This is a genomic window from Achromobacter sp. ES-001 (assembly GCF_019448355.1).
Lineage (GTDB): Bacteria > Pseudomonadota > Gammaproteobacteria > Burkholderiales > Burkholderiaceae_B > Achromobacter > Achromobacter spanius_B.
Map to the genome: position 1 here is coordinate 6,232,639 of NZ_CP079940.1, position 26,364 is coordinate 6,259,002.

General features: G+C 64.2%; 24 protein-coding genes. 13 read left to right on the forward strand and 11 right to left on the reverse strand.

Features of this window, described 5'->3' with window-relative positions:
- Positions 1-47 precede the first annotated feature (47 nt).
- The 5 genes from rodA to KYT87_RS28205 all read right to left on the reverse strand — a co-directional run bounded on the left by rodA (position 48) and on the right by KYT87_RS28205 (position 5,684).
- Positions 48-1,184 (reverse strand): rod shape-determining protein RodA, encoded by a 1,137-nt coding sequence (rodA, locus tag KYT87_RS28185; RefSeq protein WP_046803062.1) that lies wholly within the window; start codon positions 1,182-1,184, stop codon positions 48-50.
- Positions 1,181-3,109, reverse strand: a complete 1,929-nt coding sequence (mrdA, locus tag KYT87_RS28190; RefSeq protein WP_046803061.1) for a penicillin-binding protein 2 — start codon at positions 3,107-3,109, stop codon at positions 1,181-1,183. The genes rodA and mrdA overlap by 4 nt, the downstream gene beginning before the upstream one ends.
- 15 nt (positions 3,110-3,124) lie before the next feature.
- Positions 3,125-3,685, reverse strand: coding sequence for a rod shape-determining protein MreD (gene mreD / locus KYT87_RS28195; RefSeq protein ID WP_006216318.1), 561 nt, complete (start codon positions 3,683-3,685; stop codon positions 3,125-3,127).
- Entirely contained in the window at positions 3,672-4,556 is an 885-nt protein-coding gene (gene mreC / locus KYT87_RS28200) for a rod shape-determining protein MreC (protein ID WP_039882480.1), read from the reverse strand. The genes mreD and mreC overlap by 14 nt, the downstream gene beginning before the upstream one ends.
- An 84-nt stretch (positions 4,557-4,640) precedes the next feature.
- Complete coding sequence (locus tag KYT87_RS28205) at positions 4,641-5,684, reverse strand: rod shape-determining protein (protein WP_006216320.1); 1,044 nt, start codon at positions 5,682-5,684, stop codon at positions 4,641-4,643.
- A gap of 227 nt (positions 5,685-5,911) precedes the next feature.
- Here KYT87_RS28205 and gatC point away from each other — a divergent pair, with 227 nt between their 5' ends.
- From gatC to gatB, 3 genes are all read left to right on the forward strand, one after another.
- The gene (gene gatC, locus KYT87_RS28210) at positions 5,912-6,220 is read left to right on the forward strand and encodes an Asp-tRNA(Asn)/Glu-tRNA(Gln) amidotransferase subunit GatC (RefSeq protein WP_046803060.1); all 309 of its coding nucleotides are present in this window, start codon (positions 5,912-5,914) and stop codon (positions 6,218-6,220) included.
- 3 nt (positions 6,221-6,223) lie between these two features.
- Positions 6,224-7,750, forward strand: a complete 1,527-nt coding sequence (gatA, locus tag KYT87_RS28215) for an Asp-tRNA(Asn)/Glu-tRNA(Gln) amidotransferase subunit GatA (protein ID WP_219991363.1) — start codon at positions 6,224-6,226, stop codon at positions 7,748-7,750.
- Positions 7,751-7,863: 113 nt separating this feature from the next.
- Positions 7,864-9,321: an Asp-tRNA(Asn)/Glu-tRNA(Gln) amidotransferase subunit GatB gene (gatB, locus tag KYT87_RS28220; protein WP_046803058.1), complete on the forward strand. Its 1,458-nt coding sequence runs from the start codon at positions 7,864-7,866 to the stop codon at positions 9,319-9,321.
- A gap of 77 nt (positions 9,322-9,398) precedes the next feature.
- On the opposite strand, the gene pyrE is transcribed toward gatB, so the two are convergent.
- A complete protein-coding gene (pyrE, locus tag KYT87_RS28225) occupies positions 9,399-10,097 on the reverse strand; it encodes an orotate phosphoribosyltransferase (protein WP_104142618.1) in 699 nt (232 codons plus the stop codon).
- Positions 10,098-10,230: 133 nt separating this feature from the next.
- Between pyrE and KYT87_RS28230 the strand changes: the two genes are divergently transcribed.
- Both KYT87_RS28230 and gdhA read left to right on the forward strand, forming a co-directional pair.
- Positions 10,231-11,019: an exodeoxyribonuclease III gene (locus tag KYT87_RS28230; protein WP_219991364.1), complete on the forward strand. Its 789-nt coding sequence runs from the start codon at positions 10,231-10,233 to the stop codon at positions 11,017-11,019.
- A 483-nt stretch (positions 11,020-11,502) separates the two neighbouring features.
- Positions 11,503-12,846, forward strand: a complete 1,344-nt coding sequence (gene gdhA, locus KYT87_RS28235; protein WP_205571594.1) for an NADP-specific glutamate dehydrogenase — start codon at positions 11,503-11,505, stop codon at positions 12,844-12,846.
- Between the two features lie 25 nt (positions 12,847-12,871).
- Here the strand turns inward: gdhA and KYT87_RS28240 are convergent, their stop codons facing one another.
- Both KYT87_RS28240 and KYT87_RS28245 read right to left on the reverse strand, forming a co-directional pair.
- Positions 12,872-13,363, reverse strand: a complete 492-nt coding sequence (locus tag KYT87_RS28240; RefSeq protein ID WP_046803054.1) for a copper chaperone PCu(A)C — start codon at positions 13,361-13,363, stop codon at positions 12,872-12,874.
- Positions 13,364-13,383: 20 nt separating this feature from the next.
- Entirely contained in the window at positions 13,384-14,283 is a 900-nt protein-coding gene (locus KYT87_RS28245; protein WP_104142614.1) for a LysR family transcriptional regulator ArgP, read from the reverse strand.
- Between the two features lie 162 nt (positions 14,284-14,445).
- Between KYT87_RS28245 and KYT87_RS28250 the strand changes: the two genes are divergently transcribed.
- The 6 genes from KYT87_RS28250 (at position 14,446) to KYT87_RS28275 (ending at position 21,360) form a co-directional block, all read left to right on the forward strand.
- A complete protein-coding gene (locus tag KYT87_RS28250; RefSeq protein ID WP_046803052.1) occupies positions 14,446-15,078 on the forward strand; it encodes a LysE/ArgO family amino acid transporter in 633 nt (210 codons plus the stop codon).
- A gap of 171 nt (positions 15,079-15,249) precedes the next feature.
- Positions 15,250-16,191 carry a LysR substrate-binding domain-containing protein gene (locus tag KYT87_RS28255; RefSeq protein ID WP_185975331.1) on the forward strand — a complete coding sequence of 314 codons (942 nt, stop codon included), beginning with the start codon at positions 15,250-15,252 and terminating at the stop codon, positions 16,189-16,191.
- Between the two features lie 320 nt (positions 16,192-16,511).
- Positions 16,512-17,675, forward strand: a complete 1,164-nt coding sequence (locus tag KYT87_RS28260) for an ABC transporter substrate-binding protein (protein ID WP_046803050.1) — start codon at positions 16,512-16,514, stop codon at positions 17,673-17,675.
- 142 nt (positions 17,676-17,817) lie between these two features.
- Positions 17,818-18,690, forward strand: a complete 873-nt coding sequence (locus KYT87_RS28265; protein ID WP_006216335.1) for a branched-chain amino acid ABC transporter permease — start codon at positions 17,818-17,820, stop codon at positions 18,688-18,690.
- A 3-nt stretch (positions 18,691-18,693) separates the two neighbouring features.
- Positions 18,694-20,619 (forward strand): ATP-binding cassette domain-containing protein, encoded by a 1,926-nt coding sequence (locus tag KYT87_RS28270; RefSeq protein WP_219991365.1) that lies wholly within the window; start codon positions 18,694-18,696, stop codon positions 20,617-20,619.
- An 18-nt stretch (positions 20,620-20,637) separates the two neighbouring features.
- Positions 20,638-21,360 carry an ABC transporter ATP-binding protein gene (locus KYT87_RS28275; protein ID WP_046803048.1) on the forward strand — a complete coding sequence of 241 codons (723 nt, stop codon included), beginning with the start codon at positions 20,638-20,640 and terminating at the stop codon, positions 21,358-21,360.
- Positions 21,361-21,478: 118 nt separating this feature from the next.
- Here KYT87_RS28275 and KYT87_RS28280 read toward each other — a convergent pair whose 3' ends face one another.
- The 3 genes from KYT87_RS28280 to KYT87_RS28290 all read right to left on the reverse strand — a co-directional run bounded on the left by KYT87_RS28280 (position 21,479) and on the right by KYT87_RS28290 (position 23,409).
- Positions 21,479-21,904, reverse strand: a complete 426-nt coding sequence (locus KYT87_RS28280) for an organic hydroperoxide resistance protein (protein WP_006216338.1) — start codon at positions 21,902-21,904, stop codon at positions 21,479-21,481.
- Between the two features lie 209 nt (positions 21,905-22,113).
- Positions 22,114-22,587 carry a MarR family winged helix-turn-helix transcriptional regulator gene (locus KYT87_RS28285; RefSeq protein ID WP_219991366.1) on the reverse strand — a complete coding sequence of 158 codons (474 nt, stop codon included), beginning with the start codon at positions 22,585-22,587 and terminating at the stop codon, positions 22,114-22,116.
- Between the two features lie 114 nt (positions 22,588-22,701).
- Positions 22,702-23,409, reverse strand: a complete 708-nt coding sequence (locus tag KYT87_RS28290) for a Crp/Fnr family transcriptional regulator (RefSeq protein WP_219991367.1) — start codon at positions 23,407-23,409, stop codon at positions 22,702-22,704.
- A gap of 169 nt (positions 23,410-23,578) precedes the next feature.
- Here KYT87_RS28290 and KYT87_RS28295 point away from each other — a divergent pair, with 169 nt between their 5' ends.
- Together KYT87_RS28295 and KYT87_RS28300 are read left to right on the forward strand one after the other, a co-directional pair.
- Complete coding sequence (locus tag KYT87_RS28295) at positions 23,579-25,555, forward strand: long-chain fatty acid--CoA ligase (RefSeq protein ID WP_219991368.1); 1,977 nt, start codon at positions 23,579-23,581, stop codon at positions 25,553-25,555.
- 5 nt (positions 25,556-25,560) lie between these two features.
- Positions 25,561-26,358 (forward strand): ABC transporter ATP-binding protein, encoded by a 798-nt coding sequence (locus tag KYT87_RS28300; protein ID WP_046803043.1) that lies wholly within the window; start codon positions 25,561-25,563, stop codon positions 26,356-26,358.
- The last annotated feature ends 6 nt before the right edge of the window (positions 26,359-26,364 follow it).

Genomic DNA, 26,364 nt, shown 5'->3' on the forward strand with positions numbered 1-26,364 from the left:
CATTGCCGCAAGCTCGACCGCGCCTCTGACGCCCCGCTATCGGGGCGTCAGGCTTTTACGGAGCGGTGGCGGCTGATGCTCATCATGATGCCGAAAGCGATGCCCATGGTGAACAACGCCGTCCCGCCGTAACTCATGAACGGCAGGGGCACACCCACCACGGGCAAGATGCCCGTGACCATTCCGACGTTCACGAACACATAGATAAACAACATCATCGTCAGCGCGCCTGACAGCAGCCGCCCGAACTGCGAGGCCGCGCGGGACGCGATGGTAAGCCCGCGCGCCATCATCAGGCCGTACAGCACCAGGATGGCGATGCCGCCGTACAGGCCGAATTCCTCAGCGTAGACGGCGAAGATGAAGTCGGTGGTGCGCTCGGGGATGAAGTCCAGGTGGGTCTGCGTGCCCTTCATGTAGCCCTTGCCATACACGCCGCCCGAGCCCACCGCGATCATGGACTGGATGGTGTGAAAGCCCTTGCCCAAGGGGTCCGAGCTGGGGTTGAGCAGCGTGCACACGCGGTGCTTTTGATAATCGTGCAGCACCACCCAGCTTACGTCCGGCTCGCACAACTGGTCTTCGTAATACACCAGCGTGCCAATGGCGATGATGCCGGCCAGCATCACCGGCACCAGCAGCTTGAACGACAGCCCCGCGAAATAGATCACGAAGAAACCGGCGCCAAACACCAGCAGTGCCGTGCCCAGGTCGGGTTGCAGCACGATCAACGCAAACGGCGCGGCCAGCATCGCGGCGGCGGCCAGGAAGTCGCGGATGCGCACGGCGCCTTCATGGCGCTGGAAATACCAGGCCAGCATCATGGGCACCGCAATCTTCATCATCTCGGACGGCTGGATGCGGGTCACGCCCAGGTTCAGCCAGCGGGTCGCGCCCTTGCTGGTTTCACCAAAGAACTCCACGCCCAGCAGCAGCACCACGCCCACGACGTAGAAGGGCAGCGCCAGCTTCATCAGCCACTTGGGCGGAATCAGCGCCATGATCCACATGGCGAAGAACGCAATGATGAAGTTGCGGGACTGTTCGGCGAACCGCCAGTCCGTGCCGCCCACGGCGGAATGCATGACGGTCAGGCCCAGCGCCGCGAACATCATCAGGATGGCCAGCAGCGGCCAGTCGAACGCCGTGAAGACGCGTAGCAGGATAAGGCCCAGGCGCTTCATTGTTGGCGCACCACGTCAGAGGTAATGGTTTCGACCGAGGCCAGGGGGTCGGCGCGTTCCGGGCGCACGATCTTGTCCTGGCGGTCCTTGGCCAGCCAATAATCGAACACCTTGCGCGCGACCGGCGCGGCCACGCTGGCGCCCCAGCCGGCGTTCTCGACGATCAGCGACAGGGCGATGCGCGGGTGTTCCAGTGGAGCGAAGCCCATGAACAGCGCGTGATCGCGCAGGCGTTCGTCGATGGCACTGGCGCGGTAATGGCCGCCACGCAGGCTGAACACCTGCGCGGTGCCCGTCTTGCCGGCCGCTTGGTACGGCGCATTGGCAAACGCGCGGCGCGCGGTGCCCGCCCGCACCACGTCCGCCATGGCATTCTTGATGACATCCACATTGGCCTGCTTGAGCGGAATGCGGTAGTCGGGCGTGGACTCGGTGGGTTTGGCCACACCGCTGCGCGGGTCGCGCACGGCGTGCACCAGGTGCGGGCGACGGAACAACCCGTTGTTGGCCAACGTGGACGTACCCTGCGCCAGTTGCAGCAAGGTGAACGCGTTGTAGCCCTGGCCCACGGCAACCGAAATGGTTTCGCCCGCGTACCAGCGCTGGCGGTCCTTGTCTTTGTAGGCCGCGCGCTTCCAGTCGGTGGACGGCAGCACGCCGCGTTTTTCGCCTTCCAGGTCGATGCCGGTGATCTGGCCAAAGCCGAACTGCTTGGTGAAGTCGTGCAGCGCGTTCACGCCGATCTCGGGGCCCAGCGAATAGAAATACGTGTCGGACGACACCACGATGGCCTTGTGCATGTCGGTCATGCCGTAGGCCGCGCCCCCCGCGTTGCGGAATTTCTGTCCGCCGAATTCGTAGTAGCCAGGGTCCGAGATGCGGTCCGTGGCGCGGCGCTTGCCCAGTTCCAGTGCGGCCAGGGCCACGAAGGGCTTGTAGGTCGACCCGATGGGGTAGGTGCCGTAAAGCGGGCGGTTGATCAGCGGGTGGTCGGGCGATTCGTTCAGCATGCGCCAGTTGTCGACGTCGATGCCGTCCACGAACAGGTTCGGGTCAAACGAGGGCTGCGACACAAACGCCAGCACTTCGCCCGTGTCGGGGTCGATGGCCACCAGCGCGCCGCGCTGCCCTTCAAACGCTTCCTCGGCCACCTTTTGCAGGCCAAGGTCGATGGACAGCATGATGTCGGACCCCGGCACCGGGTCGATGCGCCGCAGCGTGCGCATGGGCCGCCCGCCCGCCGTCACTTCGACTTCTTCAAGCCCGGTGCGGCCATGCAGCTGCTCTTCCCAGGTTTTCTCGATGCCCTTCTTGCCGATGACATCGGTGCCGCGATAGTTGCCCAGTTGCCCGGCGCGTTCCAGCTCTTCGTTGTCGCCTTCGGCAATGCGGCCGATGTAGCCCACCACGTGCGCGGCCGACACGCCTTGCGGATATTCGCGCACCCAGCGCGCGCGCAACTCGACGCCCGGAAACTGGAAGGCGTGCGCGGCGAACCACGCGGCTTCCGTTTCGTTCAGGTTGTTGCGCAGTTGCAGGCTGGCGTAGCGGCTGGACTCGGCGGCGCGGCGCTTGAAGCGGCGCTGGTCGGTCGGGCTGATGTAGACCACTTCGGTCAGCCGTTCGAACAATTCGTTCATGTTGCCCGCGTGGGCCGGCACGACTTCCAGCGTGTAGGTGCGGTAGTTGCGCGCCAGCACTTCGCCGTTGCGGTCCAGGATCTCGCCGCGCCGCGGCGGAATCGGCACCACGGCGATACGGTTGCGATCGGCGCGTTCGGACAGACCTTCGTAGCGATCCACCTGCAAATACCAGAACCGGCCCACCAGCACGCCAAAGCACAGCAGCGCAAACACGCCGCCCACCCATGCGCGCAGGCGGAAGCGCTGCTTTTGCTGCTGGCCGGTTTTCTTGAATTCAAACATGACGCGACGCCGCCATCAGGCGGAGGAAGATTCGGCGTCGTCGGCACCGCGCTGCGGCAGGTGCAAAACCCAACCCGCCAACGGCCACAGGGCGGCCGTGATGGCCACGCTGATGCACCAATCCCAACCCGGCCACTTGCCCGCGACCCAGGCATGGATGATCTGCGTCAGGAAACGCGCCACGAAGAACACAGGCAGCATGTGCATCGCCTGGCTCCAAAGGTCGAACCGTTGCAGGCGACGATGCAGCACCACGGCGCCATAGGCGACCAGGGTGTAGGACAACGCGTGTTCGCCCAGCATGCCGGCGTCGTGCACATCCATCAGCAAGCCGAAGAAAAACGCCGTGAACAGGCCGACGCGGCGCGGCTCATGCACGCACCAGAAGGCGATGATCAGCAGCAGCACGTCCGGCGCGCCCTGCCACAGGCGCCAGGGCAGCAACGACACCAGCCACACCAGCAGCACCGTGCCCCACACAAACACACCGTGCGCGGGACCGGACAGCCGGTCGGGGTGCACATTACTGGGCGTACCCAGGCGGCGCCTGGGTTGCGAAGAATTAGTCCGATCCACCGGAATCGACCTCCTGACGGTTGGACTCGGCGCGCGCCACATCCACCTGCAAGACCAGGAAGTGGCGATAGCGTTCGGGATGGGCCAGCGGTTCACACACGGCGCGAGCGAAACCGGAGGCGGTGTCGCGTTCGACCGAGGTCACTTTGGCCACGGGTAGTCCGGCGGGGAACAGGCCGCCCACGCCGCTGGTGACGATAGTATCGCCTTCCTTGATGTCGGCATTGGCGGCAAGGTAACGAACTTCCATCTTGCCGGGAGAATTGCCGCCGAATGCAATCAGCCGCAAGCCGTTGCGCAGCAGTTGCACGGGGATCGACACCTGCTCGTCGGTGACCAACGCGGCCTCGGCCGTCATCGGCGTCACGCGCACGATCTGGCCGACCACGCCGCCTTCGTCGATCACCGGCATGCCCGGCGCCAGGCCGGCCTTGCTGCCCTTGTTGAACACCAGCCGCTGCGTGAAGGCATTGGTGGGTTCGTACATGACTTCGACCACCACGGCCGATTGCGCCACGGTATCGGTCACGCCAAGCAGGCGGCGCAGCTGGGCGTTTTCGGCCGCCAACTGGGCGGCGTGCGACGCCACCTGGGCCAGCTCGATGCGCTGGCGCTGCAAGGCTTCGTTTTCACTGCGAATAAGGTTGGCCGCGTTGACCCATTCGTTGACCTGTTGCACCAGGTCACGCGGCGCCATGACGGCGCGCTGGAAGGGGTATAGCGCCACGGCGATCGTACGGCGCGCCGGTTCAAGCATGCGCCATTGCGAATCGATGATGATCAGGGCCAACGCCAGGACGACCAGAACGACCAGCCGCACCTCCGCGGGTGGGCCGCGCCTGAATAAAGGGGGGGTCCCTTGTCGTTGCATGAATCTCAGCCCGGGCGCCCGCGTCCGAAGCCCCCGCAGCGGCCGGAGCCGAAAAAAAGCGGGGCTCCGGGCTGGCGGGCGGTATTAATCGTTGATGAAGATGGCGCCCAGTTTCTCAAGGTGTTCCAGCGCTTCGCCGCAACCGCGCACGACGCAGGTCAGGGGATCATCGGCCACCACGACGGGCAAGCCGGTTTCTTCCTGGAGCAGGCGATCCAGGTCGCGCAGCAGCGCGCCGCCACCGGTCAGGGCGATGCCCTTGTCGGTGATGTCGGCGCCCAGTTCCGGCGGGGTCTGCTCAAGCGCGATTTTCACCGCGGACACGATCTGGTTCAGCGGGTCGGTCAGCGATTCCAGGATCTCGTTGGACGAGACCGTGAAGCTGCGCGGCACACCTTCGGCCAGATTGCGGCCCTTGACTTCGATTTCGCGGACTTCGGAACCCGGGAATGCCGAGCCGATTTCCTTCTTGATCAGTTCAGCGGTGGGTTCGCCGATCAGCATGCCGTAGTTGCGGCGGATGTAGTTGACGATGGCTTCGTCGAACTTGTCGCCGCCCACGCGCACCGAACCCTTGTAGACCATGCCGCCCAGCGAGATGACTGCCACCTCGGTGGTGCCGCCGCCGATGTCGACGACCATGGAGCCGCTGGCGTCGGACACGGCCAGGCCGGCGCCGATGGCCGCGGCCATGGGTTCTTCGATCAGGAAGACGTGCGAGGCGCCCGCGCCCAACGCCGATTCACGGATGGCGCGACGTTCGACTTGGGTGGACCCGCAAGGCACGCAGACGATGATCCGCGGGCTGGGAGCCAGCATGTTGCGGGGGTGCACCATGCGAATAAACTGTTTGAGCATCTGTTCGGTGACCGTGAAGTCGGCGATAACGCCGTCCTTCATGGGCCGGATGGCCTCAATATTGCCGGGAACTCGGCCGAGCATCTGCTTGGCTTCGTGGCCGACGGCCTGGATGATCTTTTTGCCGTGAGGCCCGCCTTCATGACGGATTGCGACCACGGAGGGCTCATCGAGCACGATGCCCTTGCCGCGGACGTAAATCAGCGTATTGGCGGTACCGAGGTCAATCGCCATATCGCTGGAAAAATAACTGCGCAGGAATCCGAACATGGGAGCTCAGCTAAATTCTGGGGGGAATTGGGTTCATGCCATGGGGCGTTTGGCCCGAAAAAGGTCGGGTCCGCCTGTCATCACGGCGATTAAACCGTGAATCATAACTTATAATTTCACCGGAAATAGCGCATAAATGCAGGCTATTCAAGCTTTGTAACGGGATCGGCGCATACATACTGTCCGGTCCCGCCCTTCGGCCTTCGCTTATCGATTTTGCAATCCCTATGGCGCTCAATGACACAGATGTGGCCCGCATTGCCCGGCTGGCCAGAATCGAACTGACCCCCGACCAGCGCACCCTTGCGCAGGCCGAACTCAACGGCATTCTCCACTTGATCGAACGGCTTCAGTCCGTCGACACCCAAGGCGTCGAACCGCTGGCCCACCCCCTGTCCGCCCATGAGGACATCGTGCTGCGCCTGCGTGAAGACGCCGTGACCGAGGCCAGCTCGGAAACACGCCGCGAGGCGCTGCTGGCCAACGCCCCCGACGCCCAGGAAGGCTTGTTCCTGGTCCCCAAAGTCCTCGATTAAGCCATGACAAAACCCGCCTTGCATACCCAATTCGAGGGGATCGCCGCCTTGCGCGCGGCCCTCGCCCAACGCCAGGTCAGCGCCGTCGAACTGGCGCAAAGCGCCTTGGCGGCCGCCGATGCGGCCAGCGGCCTGAATTGCTTTTTACATATTGACGCTGAATTGACGCTGGCCCAGGCGCGCGCCGCCGACGCCGCATTGGCCGCGGGGTCGGCCGGCCCCTTGGCCGGCGTGCCCATCGCCCACAAAGACGCGTTCGTGACCCGTGGCTGGCGCACCACCGCCGGCAGCAAGATGCTGGACGGCTACGTCAGCCCGTTCGACGCCACCGTGGTCGAACGCCTGGGTACGGCGGGCGCCGTGTCCATCGGCAAGCTCAACTGCGACGAATTCGCCATGGGTTCCGGCAACGAGAACTCGGCCTACGGCGTGGTGAAAAATCCCTGGGACCACGCGGCCGTGCCGGGCGGTTCGTCCGGCGGTTCGGCCGCCGCGGTCGCCGCCCGACTGGTGGCGGCCACCACCGGCACCGACACCGGCGGTTCGGTGCGCCAGCCCGCCGCGCTGTGCGGCGTCAGCGGCATCAAGCCCACGTATGGCACCGTGTCGCGCTATGGCATGGTGGCGTTCGGCTCCAGCCTGGATCAGGCCGGCCCGCTGGCGCAAAGCAGCCGCGACCTGCTTGAGCTGCTGGACGTCATCAGCGGCTTCGATCCGCGCGATGCCACCAGCCTGGAAAAATGCGATGGCGCCGTCAATGAACCCGGCCGCGTGCGCCGCGACTTCGACGCCGCGCAAGCCGCGTTCGACGGCGCCGGCAGCCAGCCCCTGAAGGGCTTGCGCATTGGCGTGCCCGAAGAGTATTTCGGTGCGGGCCTTGCGGCCGACGTGGCCGCCGCGGTGGAAGCCGCGCTGGCGCAGTTCGAAGCGCTGGGCGCCGTGCGCGTGCCCGTGTCGCTGCCGCGCACGGAACTGGCCATCCCCGCCTACTACGTCATCGCCCCGGCGGAAGCGTCCAGCAACCTGGCGCGCTACGACGGCGTGCGTTACGGCCACCGCACCGAGCAGTACGGCGACCTGAACGAGATGATCAGCCGCTCGCGCGCCGAAGGCTTCGGCGACGAGGTCAAGCGCCGCATCCTGATCGGCACGTATGTGCTGTCCCACGGTTACTACGACGCCTACTACCTGCAAGCGCAACGCCTGCGCCGCCTGATCGCGCAGGATTTCCAGCGCGCCTACGCCGGCCAGTGCGACGTCATCATGGGCCCCGTCACGCCGTCGGTCGCCAAGAACATCGGCGACAACCGCGACGACCCCACCGCCGACTGGCTGGCCGACGTCTACACGCTGGGCGTGAGCCTGGCCGGCTTGCCCGCCATGTCGATCCCGTGCGGCTTTGGCGGCGACAACGGCAAGCGGCCCGTCGGCTTGCAGATCATCGGCAATTACTTCGACGAAGGCAGGCTGCTGGCCATCGCCGACCGCTACCAACAAGTGACGGACTGGCACAAGCGGTCCCCGCTGTGATGATGCCCACACGCCCCCAACGTTCGCGCTCCCCCCCGGGGACCGCCGGCGTTTCGGGCGGCCCGGCGCCGCTGGCATCGCAGCCGCGGCTCTATTGATTGGAACTACAGATAATGAACTGGGAAATCGTCATCGGCCTGGAAACGCACACCCAGCTTTCCACCGACTCCAAGATTTTTTCGGGCAGCAGCACGCAATTCGGCGCGGCGCCCAACACGCATGCCAACGAGGTCGACCTGGCGTTGCCGGGCAGCCTGCCGGTCATGAACCGGGGCGCGGCTGAACGCGCCATCCGCTTCGGCCTGGCGGTGGGCGCGACCATCGCGCCGCGCTCGGTCTTTGCGCGCAAGAACTACTTCTACCCCGACTTGCCCAAGGGCTATCAGATCAGCCAGTACGAACTGCCTGTCGTGGTGGGTGGCTCGCTGTCGTTCTTCGTCGGCGAAGAAGAAAAAACCATCAACCTGACGCGTGCCCACCTGGAAGAAGACGCCGGCAAATCGCTGCACGACGACTTCACGCTGGCCAATGGGTCGCCCGCCAGCGGCATCGACCTGAACCGTGCCGGCACCCCGCTGCTGGAAATCGTGACCGAGCCCGAAATGCGCTCGGCGGCCGAGGCCGTGGCCTACGCGCGCGCGCTGCACAGCCTGGTTGTGTGGCTGGGCATTTGCGACGGCAACATGCAGGAAGGCTCGTTCCGCTGCGACGCCAACGTGTCCGTGCGCCCCGTCGGCCAAAAGGAATTCGGCACCCGCACCGAGATCAAGAACGTCAACTCGTTCCGCTTCCTGGAACGCGCCATCGTCTACGAAGCGCGCCGCCAGATCGAACTGATCGAGGACGGTGGCACGGTGGTGCAGGAAACGCGCCTGTACGACGCCGACCGCGACGAAACGCGCAGCATGCGCAGCAAAGAAGATGCGCACGACTACCGCTACTTCCCCGACCCCGACCTGCCCACGCTGGTGATCTCCAGCGCCTGGGTCGACGAGGTGCGCGCCGCCATGCCCGAACTGCCGGCAGCCCAGCGCGCCCGCTTCGAATCGGAATACGGCCTGCCCGCCTACGACGCCGCCCAACTGACCGTCAGCCGCGATCTGGCCGCCTACTTCCAGGCAGTGGCCAACGCCCTGCCGGCCGGCCAGGCCAAGCTGGCCGCGAACTGGGTCATGGGTGAAGTGTCCGCCGCCTTGAACAAGGACGAAAAGACCATCGCCGAATCGCCGGTGCAAGCGCCCGCGCTGGCGGCGTTGATCAGCCGCATCATCGACGGCACGATCTCCAACAAGATCGCCCGCGAAGTCTTCGGCGCCATGTGGGCCGGCGAGAACGGCGGCGACGCGGATGCCATCATCGACGCGCGCGGCCTGAAGCAGATCAGCGACACGGGCGCCATCGGCGCCATGATCGACGAGGTGCTGGCCGCCAACCCGGCCATCGTGGAAGAGTACCGGGCGGGCAAGCAAAAGGCGTTCAACTCGCTGGTGGGCCAGATCATGAAGGCCGCGCGCGGCAAGGCCAACCCGCAGCAAGTGAACGACCTGCTCAAGGAAAAGCTGGGCGGCTGATCTGATAGCCCATACGGGGATCAGTCCTACCAAAGGCCGCGGCGCATTGCCGCGGCCGGCCATCCATCCCAGCAGCGTTACTTCACCCCGTACTTCGTGCGATATGCCTGCACGGCATCGCGGTTTTCCGCGAAGGCGGCATCGTCTTGCAGCAAGGCCATGATGTCGGACAGCGATGCAATCGCCACCACCGGAATGCCGTAGGTCTTGGCCACGTCCTGCACGGCGGAATGCGGGGACAGCGCGTCGTCGGGGCCCGCGCGTTCCATGCGGTCCATGGCAATCAGCACGGCGGCCGGCTCGGCGCCCGCGTTGCGGATGATCTCCACCGATTCGCGCACCGAAGTGCCGGCCGTGATCACATCGTCAATGATGACGACCTTGCCCTGAAGCGGCGCGCCGACCAGCGTGCCGCCTTCGCCGTGGTCCTTGGCTTCCTTGCGGTTGTAGGCGAACGGTACGTCGTTACGCCCGTCCATCGCCGGGTGGCCCGCCAGCGCCACCGCCGTTGCGGTGGCCAACGGAATGCCCTTGTACGCGGGGCCGAACAGCATGTCGAACTGCACGCCGGAATCCAGCAGCGCCTGCGCATAGAATTGCGCCAGCTTGCCCACCGCGCGGCCACTGTTGAACAGGCCGGCGTTGAAGAAATAGGGGCTGATCCGGCCCGACTTGACCTTGAAGCTGCCAAAGCGCAGCACGCCTTCGTCGAGCGCGAAGCGAACAAATTCCAGGGAAGTGGGGCGAGACGGGGAGGAGGAAGCGGCGGCGGGCATGCGAGTGAGTCCGGTGGATGGCAAACCCCGGCATTTTATCCGTTGTCGGGGCTATTCCCTGCCCCTGCCGCCCAGTCGGTTAAATTCCTGGCATTGTTCCGGCCCCTGGCGGCCGCTCTACAGGAGTTTTGCTTTGCTTCGCATCACGTCGATCAATCTCAACGGCATCCGGTCCGCCTTTCGCAAGGGCCTGCAACCGTGGATGGAAAAGCACGCCGCTGACGTGCTTTGCCTTCAGGAAATCAAGATCGCCGACGCGGACCTGACTGAAGATCTGCGTCACCCGCCCGGCTACACCGGCCACTTCCACCATGCCGCCAAGAAAGGCTACAGCGGCGTGGGCATCTACCTGCGCGATGCCGCCGAACGCGTAAACATCGGCCTGGGCTGCGAGGAATTCGACCCCGAAGGCCGCATCATCCGCGCCGACTGGAAGAACCTGTCCGTCATCAGCGCCTACCTGCCCTCGGGCTCCAGCGGCGACGAACGCCAGCAGGCCAAATACCGGTTCCTGGATCGCTTCGGCCCCTGGATCGATGCCCTGATGCACGAACACAAGACCACGGGCCGCGAGTTCGTCATCTGTGGCGACTGGAACATCGCGCACAAGGAAATCGACCTGAAGAACTGGAAGGGCAATATGAAGAACTCGGGCTTCTTGCCCGAAGAGCGCGCCTGGCTGACCGACGTGTTCGACAAGCGCGGTTTCGTGGACGTGTTCCGCACCATCGACGACCGGCCCGACCAGTACACCTGGTGGAGCAACCGCGGCCAGGCCTGGGCCAAGAACGTCGGGTGGCGCATCGACTATCAGATCGCCACCCCGGGCATTGCCGCCCGCGCGCGCAACGTTGCGATCTACAAGGACGAGCGTTTCTCGGACCACGCACCGCTGACGATCGATTACGACGCCACGCTGTAATCCGTTGGGGCGGGCCGCGCCAAGCGTGCCCGCCCTGCCGGCTTGACCCTACCCGCGGTCTTTCGGCGTCCCTTACGAAAAAATTAATTAGGGACGCATAGTCCCACCGGACGGCGGTCGGTATCCCACCGCCGCGCCCCAAACCCCTTTGTTTGCAGGGCTTGGCGATGTTTCTGCCCCGGCCAACACCACGATATAAAACGGGGACATATATAAATCCCCTACGAAATCAACACTTGGGCGATCCTTAACGCGTATTTCGCCGCGAAAACGCGATATCGCCCGCCTATGCGTCCCTGTTTATACACAGAAAAAAGCGCTTTCTTTTCAACGCTCTACCGCAGCACCGGCCCTTTGCGCAGGGCAACAAATTTCCCATACACTTGCGCACCATGACGGTGCAGTCGATGCACCAGAACAAGCAAACCGCGCCCCACAATGGCGCAAGACGCACCCATTCGTAGCACCCCCGAGGAGATCAAGTTGAAAGTGCAGAGTCTGGACGACTTCCTGCGTGGCGTCGCCGCGCGCGACCCGCAGCAGCCCGAGTTCATGCAAGCCGTCCAAGAGGTGATGCTGAGCCTGTGGCCTTTCATCGAAAAGCACCCTCACTACGCCGAGCACGCCCTGCTTGAGCGCCTGGTCGAGCCGGAACGCGTGATCCAGTTCCGCGTGTGCTGGACCGATGACCGTGGCCAGGCGCAGGTTAACCGCGCTTTCCGCATCCAGCACAGCTCGGCCATCGGCCCCTTCAAGGGCGGCATGCGCTTTCACCCGTCGGTGAACCTGTCCATCCTGAAGTTCCTGGCGTTTGAGCAAACGCTGAAAAATTCGCTGACCACGCTGCCCATGGGCGGCGGCAAGGGCGGCTCGGACTTCGACCCCAAGGGCAAGTCCGACGCCGAAGTCATGCGTTTCTGCCAGGCGCTGATGATCGAGCTGTATCGCCACCTGGGCCCGGACACCGACGTGCCGGCCGGCGATATCGGCGTGGGCGCTCGCGAAGTCGGCTTCATGGCCGGCATGATGAAAAAGCTGTCGAACTCGACCGCCAGCGTCTTCACCGGTAAGGGCCTGACCTTTGGCGGCAGCCTGATCCGCCCGGAAGCCACCGGCTACGGCACCGTGTACTTCGCCGAGGAAATGCTCAAGCGCGTCGGCAAGTCGTTCGACGGCCTGCGCGTGTCGGTCTCGGGCTCGGGCAACGTGGCGCAATACGCCATCGAAAAAGCCATGTCGCTGGGCGCCAAGGTCGTGACCGTGTCGGATTCGAACGGCACCGTGGTCGATGACGCCGGTTTCACGCACGAAAAGCTGGTCGCGCTGATGCACATCAAGAACGACCTGCGCGGCCGCCTGGACACCTATGCCCAGCAATTCGGGCTGAAATACGAAGCCGGCAAGCGCCCGTGGCACGTCCCCGTCGACGTGGCGCTGCCCTGCGCCACCCAGAACGAGCTGGAACTGGCCGATGCGCAAACGCTGATCAAGAATGGCGTGCTGTGCGTGGCGGAAGGCGCCAACATGCCGGCCACGCTGGATGCCGCCAAGGCCTTCATCGCCGCGCGCGTGCTGTACGCGCCGGGCAAGGCCACCAATGCGGGCGGCGTCGCGGTGTCGGGCCTGGAAATGGCGCAGAACTCCGCGCGCCTGGCATGGACGCGCGAAGAGGTGGACGCGCGCCTGCACGCCATCATGCGCGACATCCACGAGAACTGCGTGCGCCACGGCCATAGCGAACGCGAATACGTCAACTACCTGGACGGCGCCAACATCGCTGGCTTCGTCAAGGTTGCCGACGCCATGCGCCAGCAAGGCCTGTACTGACCTGGGCGCGGGGCCGGCGTCGTGCTTAGTGCTTCATCGCACCGTGATCGTGGCTCATGCCGGGGTTATGCGACGCCGGCTTGACCTTGAATTGCACGGCGACTTCCCCGGCCTTTTCAAACTTCAGCGTGGCAGGCACGGTGGCGCCGTCCTTGAAGGGCGCGCGCAGCTTGATGAACATGACGTGATAACCGCCCGGGCTGAGCTTGACCTCGGTATCGGCGGGCAGCGCGATACCGCCTTCCACCTGACGCATCTTCGACACGCCGTTCTCGGTCTGCACGGTATGCAGCTCGACCCGTTCGGCGGCGTCGGACGTCACCGACAGCAGGCGGTCCTCGGACTTGGCATCGTTGTCGATGTCCATGTAGCCCGCCCCATTCGACTGGCCCGGCGCCGAGGCGCGCACCCAAAGGTCGTCGACCTCGATCTGGCCAACCTTGTAGTCCTTGGCCCACGCCGAGCCGGCCGTGCACAGGCCAATGGCGGCAATGAGTGCGAACTTGCGGATGTTCATAGGGGTGTCCTCCTGGTGGGTTAACGCCGCCGGACCAAGCTGCGGGCGGCTGACAGAACCGAATCGGTCAAGGCTTGCATCGCCTCGGAGTTTACCCGCCAATGTTGCCAATACAGCGGCACATCCTCCCAGGCGCGGCTGCGAAGCATCATCAGATGACCGGCATCAAGGTGTTCCTGCACAAGCGGCAGTGGATTCATCGTCCAACCCAGTCCGCCCAGCGTGGCCTGCACGAACGCACGGGTGGAGGGCACCCACCACACCGGCGGCTGCCACGGCGCCGGGTCCGATATCTTGTGCGCAAAGCGCGCCTGCAACGCATCCTTGCGGTTAAAGACCAGCACCGGCGCCTGCGCCAGCGTCTGCGCGTTGACGCCCTGGGCGAAATAGCGCTTGTGGAAGTCCGGCGTGCAGGTCGCCACATACCGCATGCTGCCCAGCGAATGGATGCGGCAACCTTGCACGGGATCCGCCAGCGTCGTCACGGCGCCCAGCACCGAACCGTTACGCAATAACGCGGCGGTGTGGTCCTGGTCTTCAGACAGCATGTCCAGCGTGGCCCGCGTGCGTTGCGAGAACTGCAAGGCAGCGTCGACAAACCAGGTTTCCAGGCTGTCGTGGTTGACGGCGATGGGGATGCTGGCGTGCGGCACGTCGTCGTCCGACACGCCCAGCCGGTTCAGCGCATCGTGTTCCAGCAGCGCCGTCTGCTCGGCCAGTTGCACCAGCACCTGGCCGTCGGCGGTGGCGGCGGCCGGCACGGTGCGCTGGACCAGCAGGCGGCCCATGCGGTCCTCCAGTGCCTTGATGCGCTGCGAGACTGCCGACGGCGTCACGCTAAGCGACAGCGCGGCCCGCTCAAAACTGCCTTCGCGCACCACCGCGGCCAGCGCCCGCAGGTTGCCATGGTCGATTTTCATGGATTAGCTATGCTTAATTCAGTAAAGGAAAATTAGCTGTATTTCATCGGCGTGACAAGGGAAAATACGTGATTGCCAAACTGCGCAATGCGTTCGGCATTCTTCAGTTAGCACCCTTAATAAAGCGCCGCCACAGGCGTAGCAGTCACAGGTATTTGCATCATGTTCGCCACGTTGTCATCCCCCCTCTTCCTTACTGCCTGGGCCAGCGGAACGGCCACCGGGCTGGGTCTGTTCGCCGTTGTGGGCGCGCAAAGCGCGTTCATCCTGCGACAGGGGCTGATGCGCGCGCACCTGCTCAGCGTGGTCGCCATTTGCGCGTTGATCGACGCGGTGTTCATCTTTGCCAGCGTCTCCGGGCTGCAAGCGCTGACCGCCTGGTTCCCCTGGTTGACCACCGCCGTGCTCTGGTTCGGCGTGGCCTTCCTGTCTTGGTACGCGGTGCAGTCCGCACGCCGCGCATGGACCGCCACAGGTGGCCTTGCCGCCGCGCGCGACGTGGTGCCGTCGCGCCGCGCCGCGATGCTGGGCGCGCTGGGGTTTTCGCTGTTGAACCCGCATTTCTGGCTGGACATGGTGGTGGTGGGTTCGCTGGCGCATGGCTTTGACGACGCGCGCATGGCGTTCGCGGCGGGCGCCTTCACCGCCAGCCTGCTCTGGCTGGCCGTGCTGGGCATCGGCTCGCGCGTGTTCGCGCGCTTCTTCGCCAACGCATCGGCCTGGCGTGTGCTGGATGGCGTCATCGCCGTGGTCATGGCGGGTCTGGCGGCAAGCCTGGCGATCAAGGGCATCTGAACGGAGCGGGGTCGCGAAGGCGGCGACTCCGCTTCGCTTCAGGGACCGCGACCACGCATCACTCCGGGCGCGGCGACCGCGCTTCACTTCAAGGGCGACGACCGCGCTTCACTTTTATAATGCGCCGTTGCCACTCTTTCGTCGGGCGCACGGCCGGCCCGCCAGACGATCATGCGCGGACCTTCCCCTTCCAAAGATGTGCGGCTGCCCCCCTTGGCCGCCATCCAGGCGTTTGAAGCCGCAGCGCGGCTGGGCTCTTTTGAACGCGCCAGCGAAGAACTCTTTGTCACCGCCAGCGCCATCGGCAAGCGCATCGCTGCCCTGGAAGCCATGCTGGACGTGTCGCTGTTCATCCGCAGCAGCCGGGGCGCCACCCTCAGCGCAGCCGGGCGCGACTACCTCAGCCAGGTCCGCACCGCTTTGGACCTGCTGTCCGACGCGTCGCTGCATCAGCGCGGCGAACCCAAGCCCGAACCGCTGCGCGTCGTGTCCACGCCCACGTTTGCCCGTCAGGTACTGATTCCCTATCTGCCCGGCTTTACCGCTGCGCATCCCGATGTGGAATTGGAAATCCTGCTGTCCATCCCGTACCTGGACATCATGCCGCCCAACGCGGACGCCTGGGTGCGGTTCGGCAGCGGCAAGTACCCCGGGCTGCACGCGCGCCAACTCACCGACGACCCGGTCTTCGCCGTGTGCTCGCCCGCCTACCTGGCCTCACGCGGGCCGTTCAACCGCCCTGAAGACCTGGCTCGTGCCGAGCTGTTGCGCTGCCCGATGGAGCCCTGGCGGCCGTGGCTGGACGCGGCTGGCCTGGACTGGCCCGAGCCGTCGCGCGGCGTCTGGCTGGTGGACCTGGGCATGATGCTGGCCGCTGCTCGCGCGGGCCAGGGCGTGGCGCTGACGCGCCGCAGCCTGGCGGCCGAATGGCTGGACGAAGGCAAACTCGTGCGCGTCACCCACATCGATATCCCCGGCGAATCGCAGTACTACCTTTGCACCGAGGCCTCGCGTGCACCGCGCAGCGTGGTGCAAGCGTTTTCCCTATGGCTGCAAGAGGTCTGCAAACTGGCAGCCCAGGAACCACGCGGCGTGCCGCCCGGACAGGAATAAATTTCCAGCCCAAAGCGGAATGAATTTCCGCACGCCTTCATTCCCCGCTGGCTAGGATGCCGCCAGCACCGCTGTCTGCCTGCCACCCCCACGACACCCCCCGCGTCGCAGCGCCCCGGCCGCCCACCGGCCCCGTGCGCCCGCACTAGATACGTACTAGGTATTTACGCGGAAAAGCCCCGCGCGGTCAGATTCGCGTAAGCGATTAAGCAGACAGTCACAACACGCAACACAGGAGAGCGCCGCATCACGCAACACGCCGATCAGCGCCGGCACACGGTTTTCCACGCAGTTCACTAATTACTACAACGGAGACATCCATGGATTTTCGTTTGAAGCTGCTAGCAGGAACCCTTGCATTTGCTGCATCGGCCGCGTCGTACGCCGCCGACCCCATCAAGATCGGCGTGGCCGGCCCGTACACCGGGGGTTCGTCCTCCATGGGCGTCAGCATGCGCGATGGCGTGCGCCTGGCCATTGAAGAGATCAACAAGAACGGCGGTGTGCTGGGGCGCCAGCTGGTTGCCGTCGAACGCGACGACGAAGCCAAGAACGAGCGCGGCGTGCAGATCGCCCAGGAATTGATCAACAAGGAACAAGTGGCCGCCACCGTCGGCTACATCAACACCGGCGTGGCCCTGGCCTCGCAGCGCTTCTACCAGGACGCCAAGATCCCCGTCTTCAACAACGTGGCCACGGGCAGCGTGATCACGCACCAGTTCAAGGCGCCGGAATACCCCGACAACTACGTGTTCCGCAATGCGGCGCATGACAGCATCCAGGCCCCGATGATCGTTGAAGAAGCGATCACCCGCCGTGGCTTCAAGAAAGTCGCCATCCTGGCGGATTCCACCAACTACGGCCAGCTGGGTCGCGAGGATCTGGAAAAAGCCCTGAACGCCAAGGGCATCAAGGCCGTGGCGGTTGAGAAGTTCAACATCAAGGACGTCGACATGACGGCCCAGCTGTTGAAAGCCAAGGCCGCCGGCGCCGAAGCCGTGCTGACCTATGGCATCGGGCCCGAACTGGCCCAGATCGCCAATGGCATGACCAAGCTGGGCTGGAAGGTGCCGATCATCGGCAGCTGGACCTTGTCCATGGCCAACTACATCGACAACTCCGGCGCCAATGGCGAAGGCGCGCGCATGCCGCAAACCTTCATCCAGGACCCCGACTCGCCCAAGCGCAAGGCGTTCATCGACGCCTACCTGGCCAAGTTCAAGCCCAAGAACAACCGCATCGATTCCCCGGTGTCGGCGGCCCAGGGCTATGACTCGGTCTTCCTGTTGGCGGCCGCCATCAAGCAGGCCAATTCCACCGACGGCGCCAAGGTGCGCGAAGCGCTGGAAAACCTGCAAACGCCGGTAGAAGGCGTGGTGATGACCTACAACAAGCCGTTCACCCACGACAACCACGACGCCATCACGGCCAAGGAAGTGGTCATCGGCGAGGTCAAGGGCGGCCGCGTCGTCAAGGCCAACTAAGTGTGAAACAAGCAGGAAGGCGGCGGCTGACCGGCCGCCGCCGCCCGCGCCCGGCGCATCGGGCGCGGGGCATGCAGCCGCCTGAAAACAGCGTTCTGCCCAAGGGGGTTGGGACGGAACACAGCGCATCAAGACACACACCATGATTCTTCTACAGCTTATCTACAGCGGTATCGCGCTAGGCATGATCTATGCCGTGATTGCGTTCGGATACCAGCTCACCTTCGCCACGTCCGGCACGCTGAACTTCGGCCAGGGTGAAGCCCTGATGCTGGGCGCGCTGGTCGGGCTGACGCTGGTCGGCCTGGGCGTGAACTACTGGGTCATGATTCCCATCGTCTGCATTTTCGGCTTCGCGCAGGGCGCGCTGGTTGAGCGGGTCGGCGTGCGGCCGGCCATCAAGACGCGATCGGAGTTTGGCTGGATCATGGCCACCATCGCGCTGGGCATCATCTTCAAGAACGTGGCCGAGAACATCTGGGGCCGCGACGACCTGCGCTTTCCGTCACCGCTGCCAGAAGCGCCCATCCAGGTGCTGGGCGCCAACGTGCTGCCCATGGAACTGCTGGTGGTGTTCGGCGCGTTGGGCATGATGATCCTGGTGGAAATCTTCAACCGTAAATCCATCTACGGCAAAGCCTTCGTGGCCACCTCGAATGACCGCGACGCCGCTGGCCTGATGGGCATCAACACCGGCATGGTGATCACGTTTTCCTATGCGCTGTCGTCGCTGACCGCCGCGTTTGCCGGCGTGCTGGTGGCCCCGCTGACGCTGACCGGCGCCACGATGGGCGCGGTGCTGGGCTTGAAGGCGTTTGCCGTGGCGATCATCGGCGGACTGTCCAGCGGCATGGGCGTGGTCGTGGGCGGGTTGATCCTGGGCATTGCCGAAACGACCACCGGTTTTTATCTGTCGACAGGGTACAAGGACGTGCCGGGATTGGTATTGCTGCTGCTTGTGCTGACCTTCAAGCCCGCCGGCCTGTTCGGCAAGACCGCGATCAAGAAGGTGTAAGCGATGAAACCCCTGCACCTCTTGCTGTCCGTCGTGGCCGTGGCCTGCCTGGCCGCCGTGCCCCTGGGCGTGACCAACACGTACTACCTGCACCTGATCGAAACGATCATGATCTATTCGATCCTGCTGTTCGGGCTCGATATCGTGGTGGGCTACACCGGCCAGGTGTCGCTGGGCCATGCCGGCCTGTTCGGCGTTGGCTCGTATGTCGCCGGCGTACTGTTCTTTCATCTGCAAATGCCCATCTGGGTGATTTTGCCCGCCGCCATCCTCATCGCGGCGGCCTTCGGCGCGGTGCTGGCGCTGCCGGCGCTACGCGTGACGGGGCCTTACCTGGCGATGGTCACGCTGGCATTCGGCACCATCATCCAGATCCTGATCAACGAGATGACCTTCATGACCGAAGGCCCGTTGGGCATCAAGATCCCCAAGCCGTCCATCGGCGGGCACATCCTGACCAAAAGCGAATACTTCTGGCTGGTGGGTGCGCTGCTGGTGCTGTCGCTGATCGTGGTGCACCGCATCCTGAAGTCGCACCTGGGCCGCTCGTTCGAAGCGCTGCGCGACAGCCCGATTGCGTCCGACTGCATGGGCGTGTCGGTCTACCGGCACAAGGTGTTCGCGTTTGTGATCAGCGCCGGCTTTGCCGGGCTGGCGGGCGCGCTGTACTCGTATTCCGAACAGTACATCTCGCCCAACACGTACAACTTCGAGCTCACCATCCTGTTCCTGCTGGCCATCATCATGGGCGGGCGCAAAAGCCGCACGGGCGCGCTGCTCGGCGCATCCATCATCGTGCTGCTGCCCAAGATGCTGGACGACATCAGCACCTTCCGCCTGATCGCGCTGGCCGTGGCCGTGTTGGTCACGGTGGGCAGCATCGTGGCCGTGTCCAAGGGCCGGGCCGAGCCGCGCCGCGTGGTCGTGCCGGTGGTGGGCACCATCGTGCTGGCCATTTTCTCGTACTGGCTGGAAGCCGTGACCGATTGGCGCCTAACCATCTTCGGCGCCATGATCCTGTTCGTGGTGTATTACCTGCCCGACGGCATCGTGGGCTTTGTGCGCAACCTGTTCTTCTCGAACCGCCGCGCCGCGCTGTCGGTGAAAAAAGACCTGGTCAATGAACAGGACGCGGTGCCGGACGCCGTGGTGGCGGGCAAGGGCGAGACACTGCTGTCCGCCAAGCGCGTGCTGATGCAGTTTGGCGGCCTGAAGGCGCTGAACGAAGTGGACCTGACGATCAAGCGCGGCACCATCCACGGCCTGATCGGCCCGAACGGGTCGGGCAAGAGCACGATGATGAACGTGCTGACCGGCATCTATGTGCCGACCGCCGGCGCGGTGGAATTCTCGGGCAAGTCGCTGGTGGGTCTGCCACCGGCCGATATCGCCGCCACCGGCATCGCGCGCACATTCCAGAACGTGCAGCTGTTCGGCGAAATGACGGCCCTGGAAAACGTGCTGGTCGGCTTGCACCACACCTTCACCACCGGCCTGGCCGCCATTGCGCTGCGCACGCCCAAGTGGAAAGGTGAAGAGCAAGGCGCCCGCGCCCGCGCCATGGCGCTGCTGGAATTCGTGGGGCTGGAATCCCTGGCAAGCGAAGAGGCGCGCAACCTGCCCTACGGCAAGCAGCGTCTGCTGGAAATCGCGCGCGCGCTGGCGCTGGACCCGCAGCTGCTGCTGCTGGACGAACCCGCCGCCGGGCTTACCGCGCCCGACATCATCGAACTGCTGGCCATCATCCGCAAGGTGCGCGACCACGGCATCACGTTGATCCTCATCGAACACCATATGGATGTGGTGATGGGGGTGTGCGACACCGTATCGGTGCTGGACTTCGGCCAGAAAATTGCCGAAGGCCTGCCGAACGAAGTGCAAAGCAACGCCAAGGTTATCGAGGCGTATCTGGGCGGTGCGCCCGCCTGACGCCAAGAGGACAACAAGATGCTATCGATCAAGAATCTGGAAGCGGGTTACGGCAAGGTCAAGGTGCTGCACGGCATCAGCATGGAGGTGCCCAAGGCCAAGGTGGTGACGCTGATCGGCTCAAACGGCGCCGGCAAGACCACGACGATGCGGGCGCTGTCGGGCATGATCCGACCCACGGCGGGCGAGGTCACGCTGAGCGGCAAGCGCATCGATGGCCTGGAATCGCACCGCATCGCGCGGCTGGGCCTGGCGCATTCGCCGGAAGGCCGGCGCGTGTTTCCCACGCTGTCGGTTACCGACAACCTGCTGTTGGGCGCGTTTCCGCGCCTGACGGGCAGCCGTCCCAAGGGCGATGTGCAAGCCGACCTGGGCCGCGCCATGGATCTGTTTCCGCGCCTGAAGGAACGGCGCGATCAACTGGCCGGCACCTTGTCGGGCGGCGAACAGCAGATGCTGGCCATGGCGCGCGCCGTGATGCTGAATCCGGAGCTCGTGCTGCTGGACGAACCCTCGATGGGGCTGGCGCCGATCCTGGTGGAAGAGGTGTTCCGCATCATCGCGCGCTTGAAGGATGAAGGCGTGACGATGCTGCTGGTTGAGCAATTTGCCGCAGCCGCGTTGCAGGTGGCCGACTACGGCTACGTGCTGGAGAACGGCAGGATCTCGGTGCACGGCAGCGCGGACAAATTGCGGGACGACCCGGCGGTGGTGGCGGCATACCTGGGCGGCGGGCACTAGTCCCGGCAACGCAAAGCGCGACGGGCCGTGTGTTCAACACGGAACCGTCGCGCTTGTTACCGCCCGACGGCGTTCGGGCGGCTGGCGCCCAGACGCGCCGGGGTGCGTGCAATGACGCTTAGACGATGGTCAACGTCACGTCGATGTTGCCGCGCGTGGCGTTCGAGTACGGGCAAACGATGTGCGCTGCGGCCACCAGCTTTTCGGCCTGTTCGCGGTCCATGCCCGGCAGGGAAATCTTCAATTCGACTTCGATGCCGAAGCCGGTCGGGATGGCGCCGATACCCACAATGCCGTTCACCGACACGTCGGCGGGAATGGCGATCTTGTCGCGGCCGCCAACGAACTTCATCGCGCCCAGGAAGCAGGCGGAATAGCCCACGGCAAACAATTGCTCGGGATTGGTGCCGGCCGCGCCCGCGCCGCCCAGTTCACGCGGCGTGGTCAGCTTGACGTCCAGGTTGCCGTCATCGCTGACGCCACGGCCTTCACGGCCACCGGTGGCGGTTGCATTAGCGCGGTAGAGGACTTTTTCGATAGACATGATGCGTTTCCTTTGTAGGATGAAAGTTGAACTGCCTGGGCCGGACGGGCCTTCCCGCGTCGGCGCTTACTGAAACTGAAGGACTGCTAACCCACTGAAAACCCACTGCAAACCTGCTGCAAACCTATGCTTCACATTCATTTAAATCGTACACAACTATATAGCGCACTACTTATTTGACCGGATGATGACAGGCATCACCCCACACTTCAAATACTGTCGACCAGCTTTTCCCGCAATGCGTGCAGCTCCTTCATCATGCCTTGCGCTTCGTCCAGCGTGCACTGGGCGGCGGCGGCCACGGCATGCGGCACGGCTTCGGCCTGCTCGCGCAGATCGCGGCCTTGCTTGGTCAGCCCCACGATCACCTGGCGCTCGTCGTCCACCGCGCGCTTGCGGGTTACCAGACCGGCGGCTTCCAGACGCTTGAGCAGCGGCGTCAGCGTGGCCGAATCCAGGAACAGCCGGGCGCCGATATCGGTCACCGTGATGTCCTCACCCTCCCACAGCACCAGCATCACCAGGTACTGCGGATACGTCAGGTCCAGCCCGCGCAGCAGCTTGCGGTACACCTTGTTCATCGCCAGCGAGGTCGAGTACAAGGCGAAGCACAGTTGGCTGTCCAGCAGCAGCGGGTTGAACGCGCTTTTGGGTTTGGTGGGCGCCTTCGCTTTGGATTTCATTGCGCAATATTAAATAGCGCACTATTTAACGTCAAGGATTTTTTGGAATATTTTTTTGCCGTGCTGCCGGGCTGCGGGACTGCGGGGCTGCGGAACATCGCACCGCCCTTGCCTTCAGGCCGCGTGTTCGCCTTCCACCGTGCTGCGGTCCGACCCGTATTGTTTCAGGCCGTCCAGATCCAGCACACGCACCGCGCCATATTCCACGTTCAACAGACCCGCCTCTTCCAGCTTGCGCAGCGCCTGATTCGCACGCTGGCGCGACACCCTGGCCAGATAGCCGACTTCTTCTTGCGTAATCGTCAGCCGCATTCCCATGCCGGGATACAGCAAAGGGTTGAACAGTTCAGCCAGACAGCGGGCCACACGCGCATCGGGGTCCAGCAGCCGGTCGTATTCGGCCTTGCCGATGAACTGCGCCACGCGCTCGTTCAGCTGATGCAGCAGATAACGGTTGAACGGAATGCTGGTGTCCAGCAGCCAGTCGAACGTTGCCGCCGGCAGCCGCGCCACGACGGAATCGCGCAGCGCGACGATGTCATATTTGCGGACTTCGCGCTTCAAGAGCGAGCCTTCGCCGATCCAGCCGCCGGCGGGCACGCCCGTTAACGAGGCGACCTTGCCTTCCGCGTTGCCCACCGACACTTTCACCAAGCCGGCCAAGACACCGATCCAAGCCTGTGCGAGTTCCCCTTTGCGCTCTATGATCGATCCGGCAACGACTTGCTGCACGGACAGGTCCCGCTCGACGCGCGATTGCTGCTCGGCGTTGAGCACGCGAAACCACGCCGCGGCAAGTTGAAGGGAGTCGGATAGCTGCATCGGGAATACCCTAAAAGTTCCTTGAATGTCGCGATGGTGACAGTTGGTAGCAACCCAACCTTATACCTTAAGTCCTGCCGTAAATCTAAAACCAACTGGTCAAGCCCCTACTCGCCAATGCCGCATCTGCGGCGCGCTGGCGCGGTGTGCCCAAACCGGAGGAGACAACGTGGCACATTCATCGCCCGCATCCGCACAGGTGCCGGCGGCGCTGGACACCTTTCCAGCGCTGCTGTTCGCGCATGCCAATGTTCGTGGGTCGCGGCCCGCGATCCGAGAGAAAGACCTGGGCATCTGGCAAACCCTGACGTGGTCCCAGGTGGCCGAGCATGTACGCCATGTGGCCAACGGCCTGGCGGCGCTGGGCATCCGGCCCGGCATGCACGTGGCCGTCATCGGCGAGAACCGGCCGCGCCTGTACATGGCGATGATGGCCGCGCAATCGCTGGGCGCCATTCCGGTGCCGCTTTATCAAGACGCTGTCGCGCAGGAAATGGTCTACGTGCTGCAAGACGCCGAGATCAGCGTGGCCGTGGTGGAAGACCAGGAACAGGTCGACAAGATGCTGGAAGTGCGCGAGCAATGTCCGGCCTTGAAGCACGTGGTGTTTGATGACCCGCGCGGCCTGCGCCATTACTCCGATTCCATGTTGCAGTCGTATGAACAGCTGGAGAAGCTGGGCGGGGACTACGCGGCGCAGCATCCCGACTTTCTTGACCGCGCCATCGCCGCCGTGCAACCGCACGACCCGGCCGCCATGTTCTATACGTCGGGCACCACCGGCAAGCCCAAGGGCGTGGTGCTGACGCACCATGCGTTGATCGACCGCGCGCGCGCCGTGTCCGACATGGAAAACCTGACCGATCAGGAAGACGTGCTGGCGTATCTACCGCCCGCCTGGATCGGGCAGAACATGTTTTCGTATACGCAGTTGCTGGTCACGGGCTTCACGGTCAACCACCCCGAATCGCCGGACACCGTGTCGATCGACATGCGCGACATCGGCCCCACCTATTACTTCGCGCCGCCGCGCGTGCTGGAGGGCCTGCTGACGCACGTCATGATCCGCATGGAAGACGCGGGCTATATCAAGCGCAAGCTGTTCGGCGCCTGCATGAAGCTGGCGCGCCGGGTGGGCACCAAGATCCTGGATGGCGAATCCGTCAACGCCTGGGATCGCCTGCGCTATGCGCTGGGCAATGCGCTGATCTACGGCCCCTTGCGCAACGCGCTGGGCATGAGCCGCGTGCGCGTGGCCTACACGGCAGGCGAGGCCATCGGCCCGGACCTGTTCGTGTTCTACCGGTCCATCGGCATCAACCTGAAGCAGTTGTACGGCTCGACGGAAACATCCGTGTTCGTTTGCGTGCAGCCCGACGGCAAGGTGCGCGACGACACCGTCGGCCCGCCGGTGGCCGGCGTTGAAATCCGCGTGGCGGACAACGGCGAAATCCTGGTCAAGAGCCCGGGCCTGTTCAAGGAGTACTACCGCAATCCGGACGCCACGGCGGAAGCGCGCAGCGCCGACGGCTGGTTCCACACGGGCGACGCGGGCTACCTGGACACCGACGGCCAGTTGAAGATCATCGACCGCGCCAAGGACGTGGGCAAGCTGGCCAACGGCAGCCTGTTCGCGCCCAAATACATCGAGAACAAGCTCAAGTTCTTCCAGCACATCAAGGAAGCCGTGGCCTTTGGCGCCAACCGCGACGACGTTTGCGCCTTCATCAACATCGATCTGGAAGCCGTGGGCAACTGGGCCGAGCGCCGGGGCCTGCCGTATGCGGGCTACACCGACCTGGCCGCCAAGGAAGAGGTCTACCAGCTGATCGCCGAATGCGTCGAACAGGTCAATGCAGACCTGGCCACCGACCCCAAGCTGTGCGCATCGCAAGTCAGCCGCTTCTTGATCCTGCACAAGGAACTGGACCCGGACGACGACGAGCTGACCCGCACGCGCAAGGTGCGCCGCGCGTTCATCGCGCAGAAATACGGCGTGCTGATCGACGCGCTGTTCGGCGGCAAGCAATCGCAGTTCATTGAAACCGAAGTGAAGTTCGAAGACGGACGCACCGGCAAGATCTCAGCCGACCTGAAGATCTGGCCCGTCAAGACGTTTCCCGCCATCACAGCCCGAGCCGCGTAGAGATCATGAGCAACAACGACCGCGACCAGCGTATCGGCGACGTCATGCTGGACATGCAGAACATCTCCTTGTCCTTCGGCGGCGTGAAAGCGCTGACGGACATTTCCTTCAACGTGCGCGAGCACGAGATCCGCGCCATCATCGGCCCCAACGGCGCGGGCAAGAGTTCGATGCTGAACGTCATCAACGGCGTCTACACGCCGCAGAAAGGCGGCATTGCATTCCGTGGTGAGAGTTTCTCGAAGATGAACCCGCGCCGCGCCGCTGAAATGGGCATCGCGCGCACATTCCAGAACCTGGCGCTGTTCAAGGGCATGAGCGTGCTGGACAACATCATGACGGGTCGCAACCTGCGCATGAAATGCGGGCTGCTGTCGCAAGCCTTCCGCCTGGGCCCGGCCGAACGCGAAGAAACCCAGCACCGCGAATTCGTCGAGAACATCGTCGACTTCCTGGAGATCCAGGCGTATCGCAAGACGCCGGTGGGCCGCCTGCCCTACGGCCTGCAAAAGCGCGTGGACCTGGGTCGCGCGCTGGCGATGGAGCCGCGCCTGTTGTTGCTGGACGAACCCATGGCCGGCATGAACATCGAGGAAAAGCAGGACATGAGCCGCTTCATCCTGGACGTGAATGATGAATTCGGCACCACCATCGTGCTGATCGAGCACGACATGGGCGTGGTCATGGACATTTCCGACCGCGTGGTGGTGCTGGACTACGGCAAGAAGATCGGCGATGGCCGCCCGGACGAAGTCCGTGCGAATGAAGACGTCATCCGCGCCTATCTCGGCGTGTCGCACTAAGGCGGA

What these genes read in the sequence shown, in the direction of transcription:
- KYT87_RS28300 (WP_046803043.1), top strand. Translation starts at nt 25,561, where the DNA reads ATGAGCAACAACGACCGCGACCAGCGTATCGGCGACGTCATGCTGGAC.
- KYT87_RS28245 (WP_104142614.1), bottom strand. Translation starts at nt 14,283, where the DNA reads ATGAAAATCGACCATGGCAACCTGCGGGCGCTGGCCGCGGTGGTGCGC.
- mrdA (WP_046803061.1), bottom strand. Translation starts at nt 3,109, where the DNA reads ATGTTTGAATTCAAGAAAACCGGCCAGCAGCAAAAGCAGCGCTTCCGC.
- pyrE (WP_104142618.1), bottom strand. Translation starts at nt 10,097, where the DNA reads ATGCCCGCCGCCGCTTCCTCCTCCCCGTCTCGCCCCACTTCCCTGGAA.
- KYT87_RS28205 (WP_006216320.1), bottom strand. Translation starts at nt 5,684, where the DNA reads ATGTTCGGATTCCTGCGCAGTTATTTTTCCAGCGATATGGCGATTGAC.
- KYT87_RS28290 (WP_219991367.1), bottom strand. Translation starts at nt 23,409, where the DNA reads ATGCAGCTATCCGACTCCCTTCAACTTGCCGCGGCGTGGTTTCGCGTG.
- mreC (WP_039882480.1), bottom strand. Translation starts at nt 4,556, where the DNA reads ATGCAACGACAAGGGACCCCCCCTTTATTCAGGCGCGGCCCACCCGCG.
- KYT87_RS28260 (WP_046803050.1), top strand. Translation starts at nt 16,512, where the DNA reads ATGGATTTTCGTTTGAAGCTGCTAGCAGGAACCCTTGCATTTGCTGCA.
- KYT87_RS28270 (WP_219991365.1), top strand. Translation starts at nt 18,694, where the DNA reads ATGAAACCCCTGCACCTCTTGCTGTCCGTCGTGGCCGTGGCCTGCCTG.
- rodA (WP_046803062.1), bottom strand. Translation starts at nt 1,184, where the DNA reads ATGAAGCGCCTGGGCCTTATCCTGCTACGCGTCTTCACGGCGTTCGAC.
- gatA (WP_219991363.1), top strand. Translation starts at nt 6,224, where the DNA reads ATGACAAAACCCGCCTTGCATACCCAATTCGAGGGGATCGCCGCCTTG.
- KYT87_RS28240 (WP_046803054.1), bottom strand. Translation starts at nt 13,363, where the DNA reads ATGAACATCCGCAAGTTCGCACTCATTGCCGCCATTGGCCTGTGCACG.
- gatC (WP_046803060.1), top strand. Translation starts at nt 5,912, where the DNA reads ATGGCGCTCAATGACACAGATGTGGCCCGCATTGCCCGGCTGGCCAGA.
- KYT87_RS28250 (WP_046803052.1), top strand. Translation starts at nt 14,446, where the DNA reads ATGTTCGCCACGTTGTCATCCCCCCTCTTCCTTACTGCCTGGGCCAGC.
- gatB (WP_046803058.1), top strand. Translation starts at nt 7,864, where the DNA reads ATGAACTGGGAAATCGTCATCGGCCTGGAAACGCACACCCAGCTTTCC.
- KYT87_RS28255 (WP_185975331.1), top strand. Translation starts at nt 15,250, where the DNA reads ATGCGCGGACCTTCCCCTTCCAAAGATGTGCGGCTGCCCCCCTTGGCC.
- KYT87_RS28265 (WP_006216335.1), top strand. Translation starts at nt 17,818, where the DNA reads ATGATTCTTCTACAGCTTATCTACAGCGGTATCGCGCTAGGCATGATC.
- KYT87_RS28285 (WP_219991366.1), bottom strand. Translation starts at nt 22,587, where the DNA reads ATGAAATCCAAAGCGAAGGCGCCCACCAAACCCAAAAGCGCGTTCAAC.
- KYT87_RS28275 (WP_046803048.1), top strand. Translation starts at nt 20,638, where the DNA reads ATGCTATCGATCAAGAATCTGGAAGCGGGTTACGGCAAGGTCAAGGTG.
- KYT87_RS28280 (WP_006216338.1), bottom strand. Translation starts at nt 21,904, where the DNA reads ATGTCTATCGAAAAAGTCCTCTACCGCGCTAATGCAACCGCCACCGGT.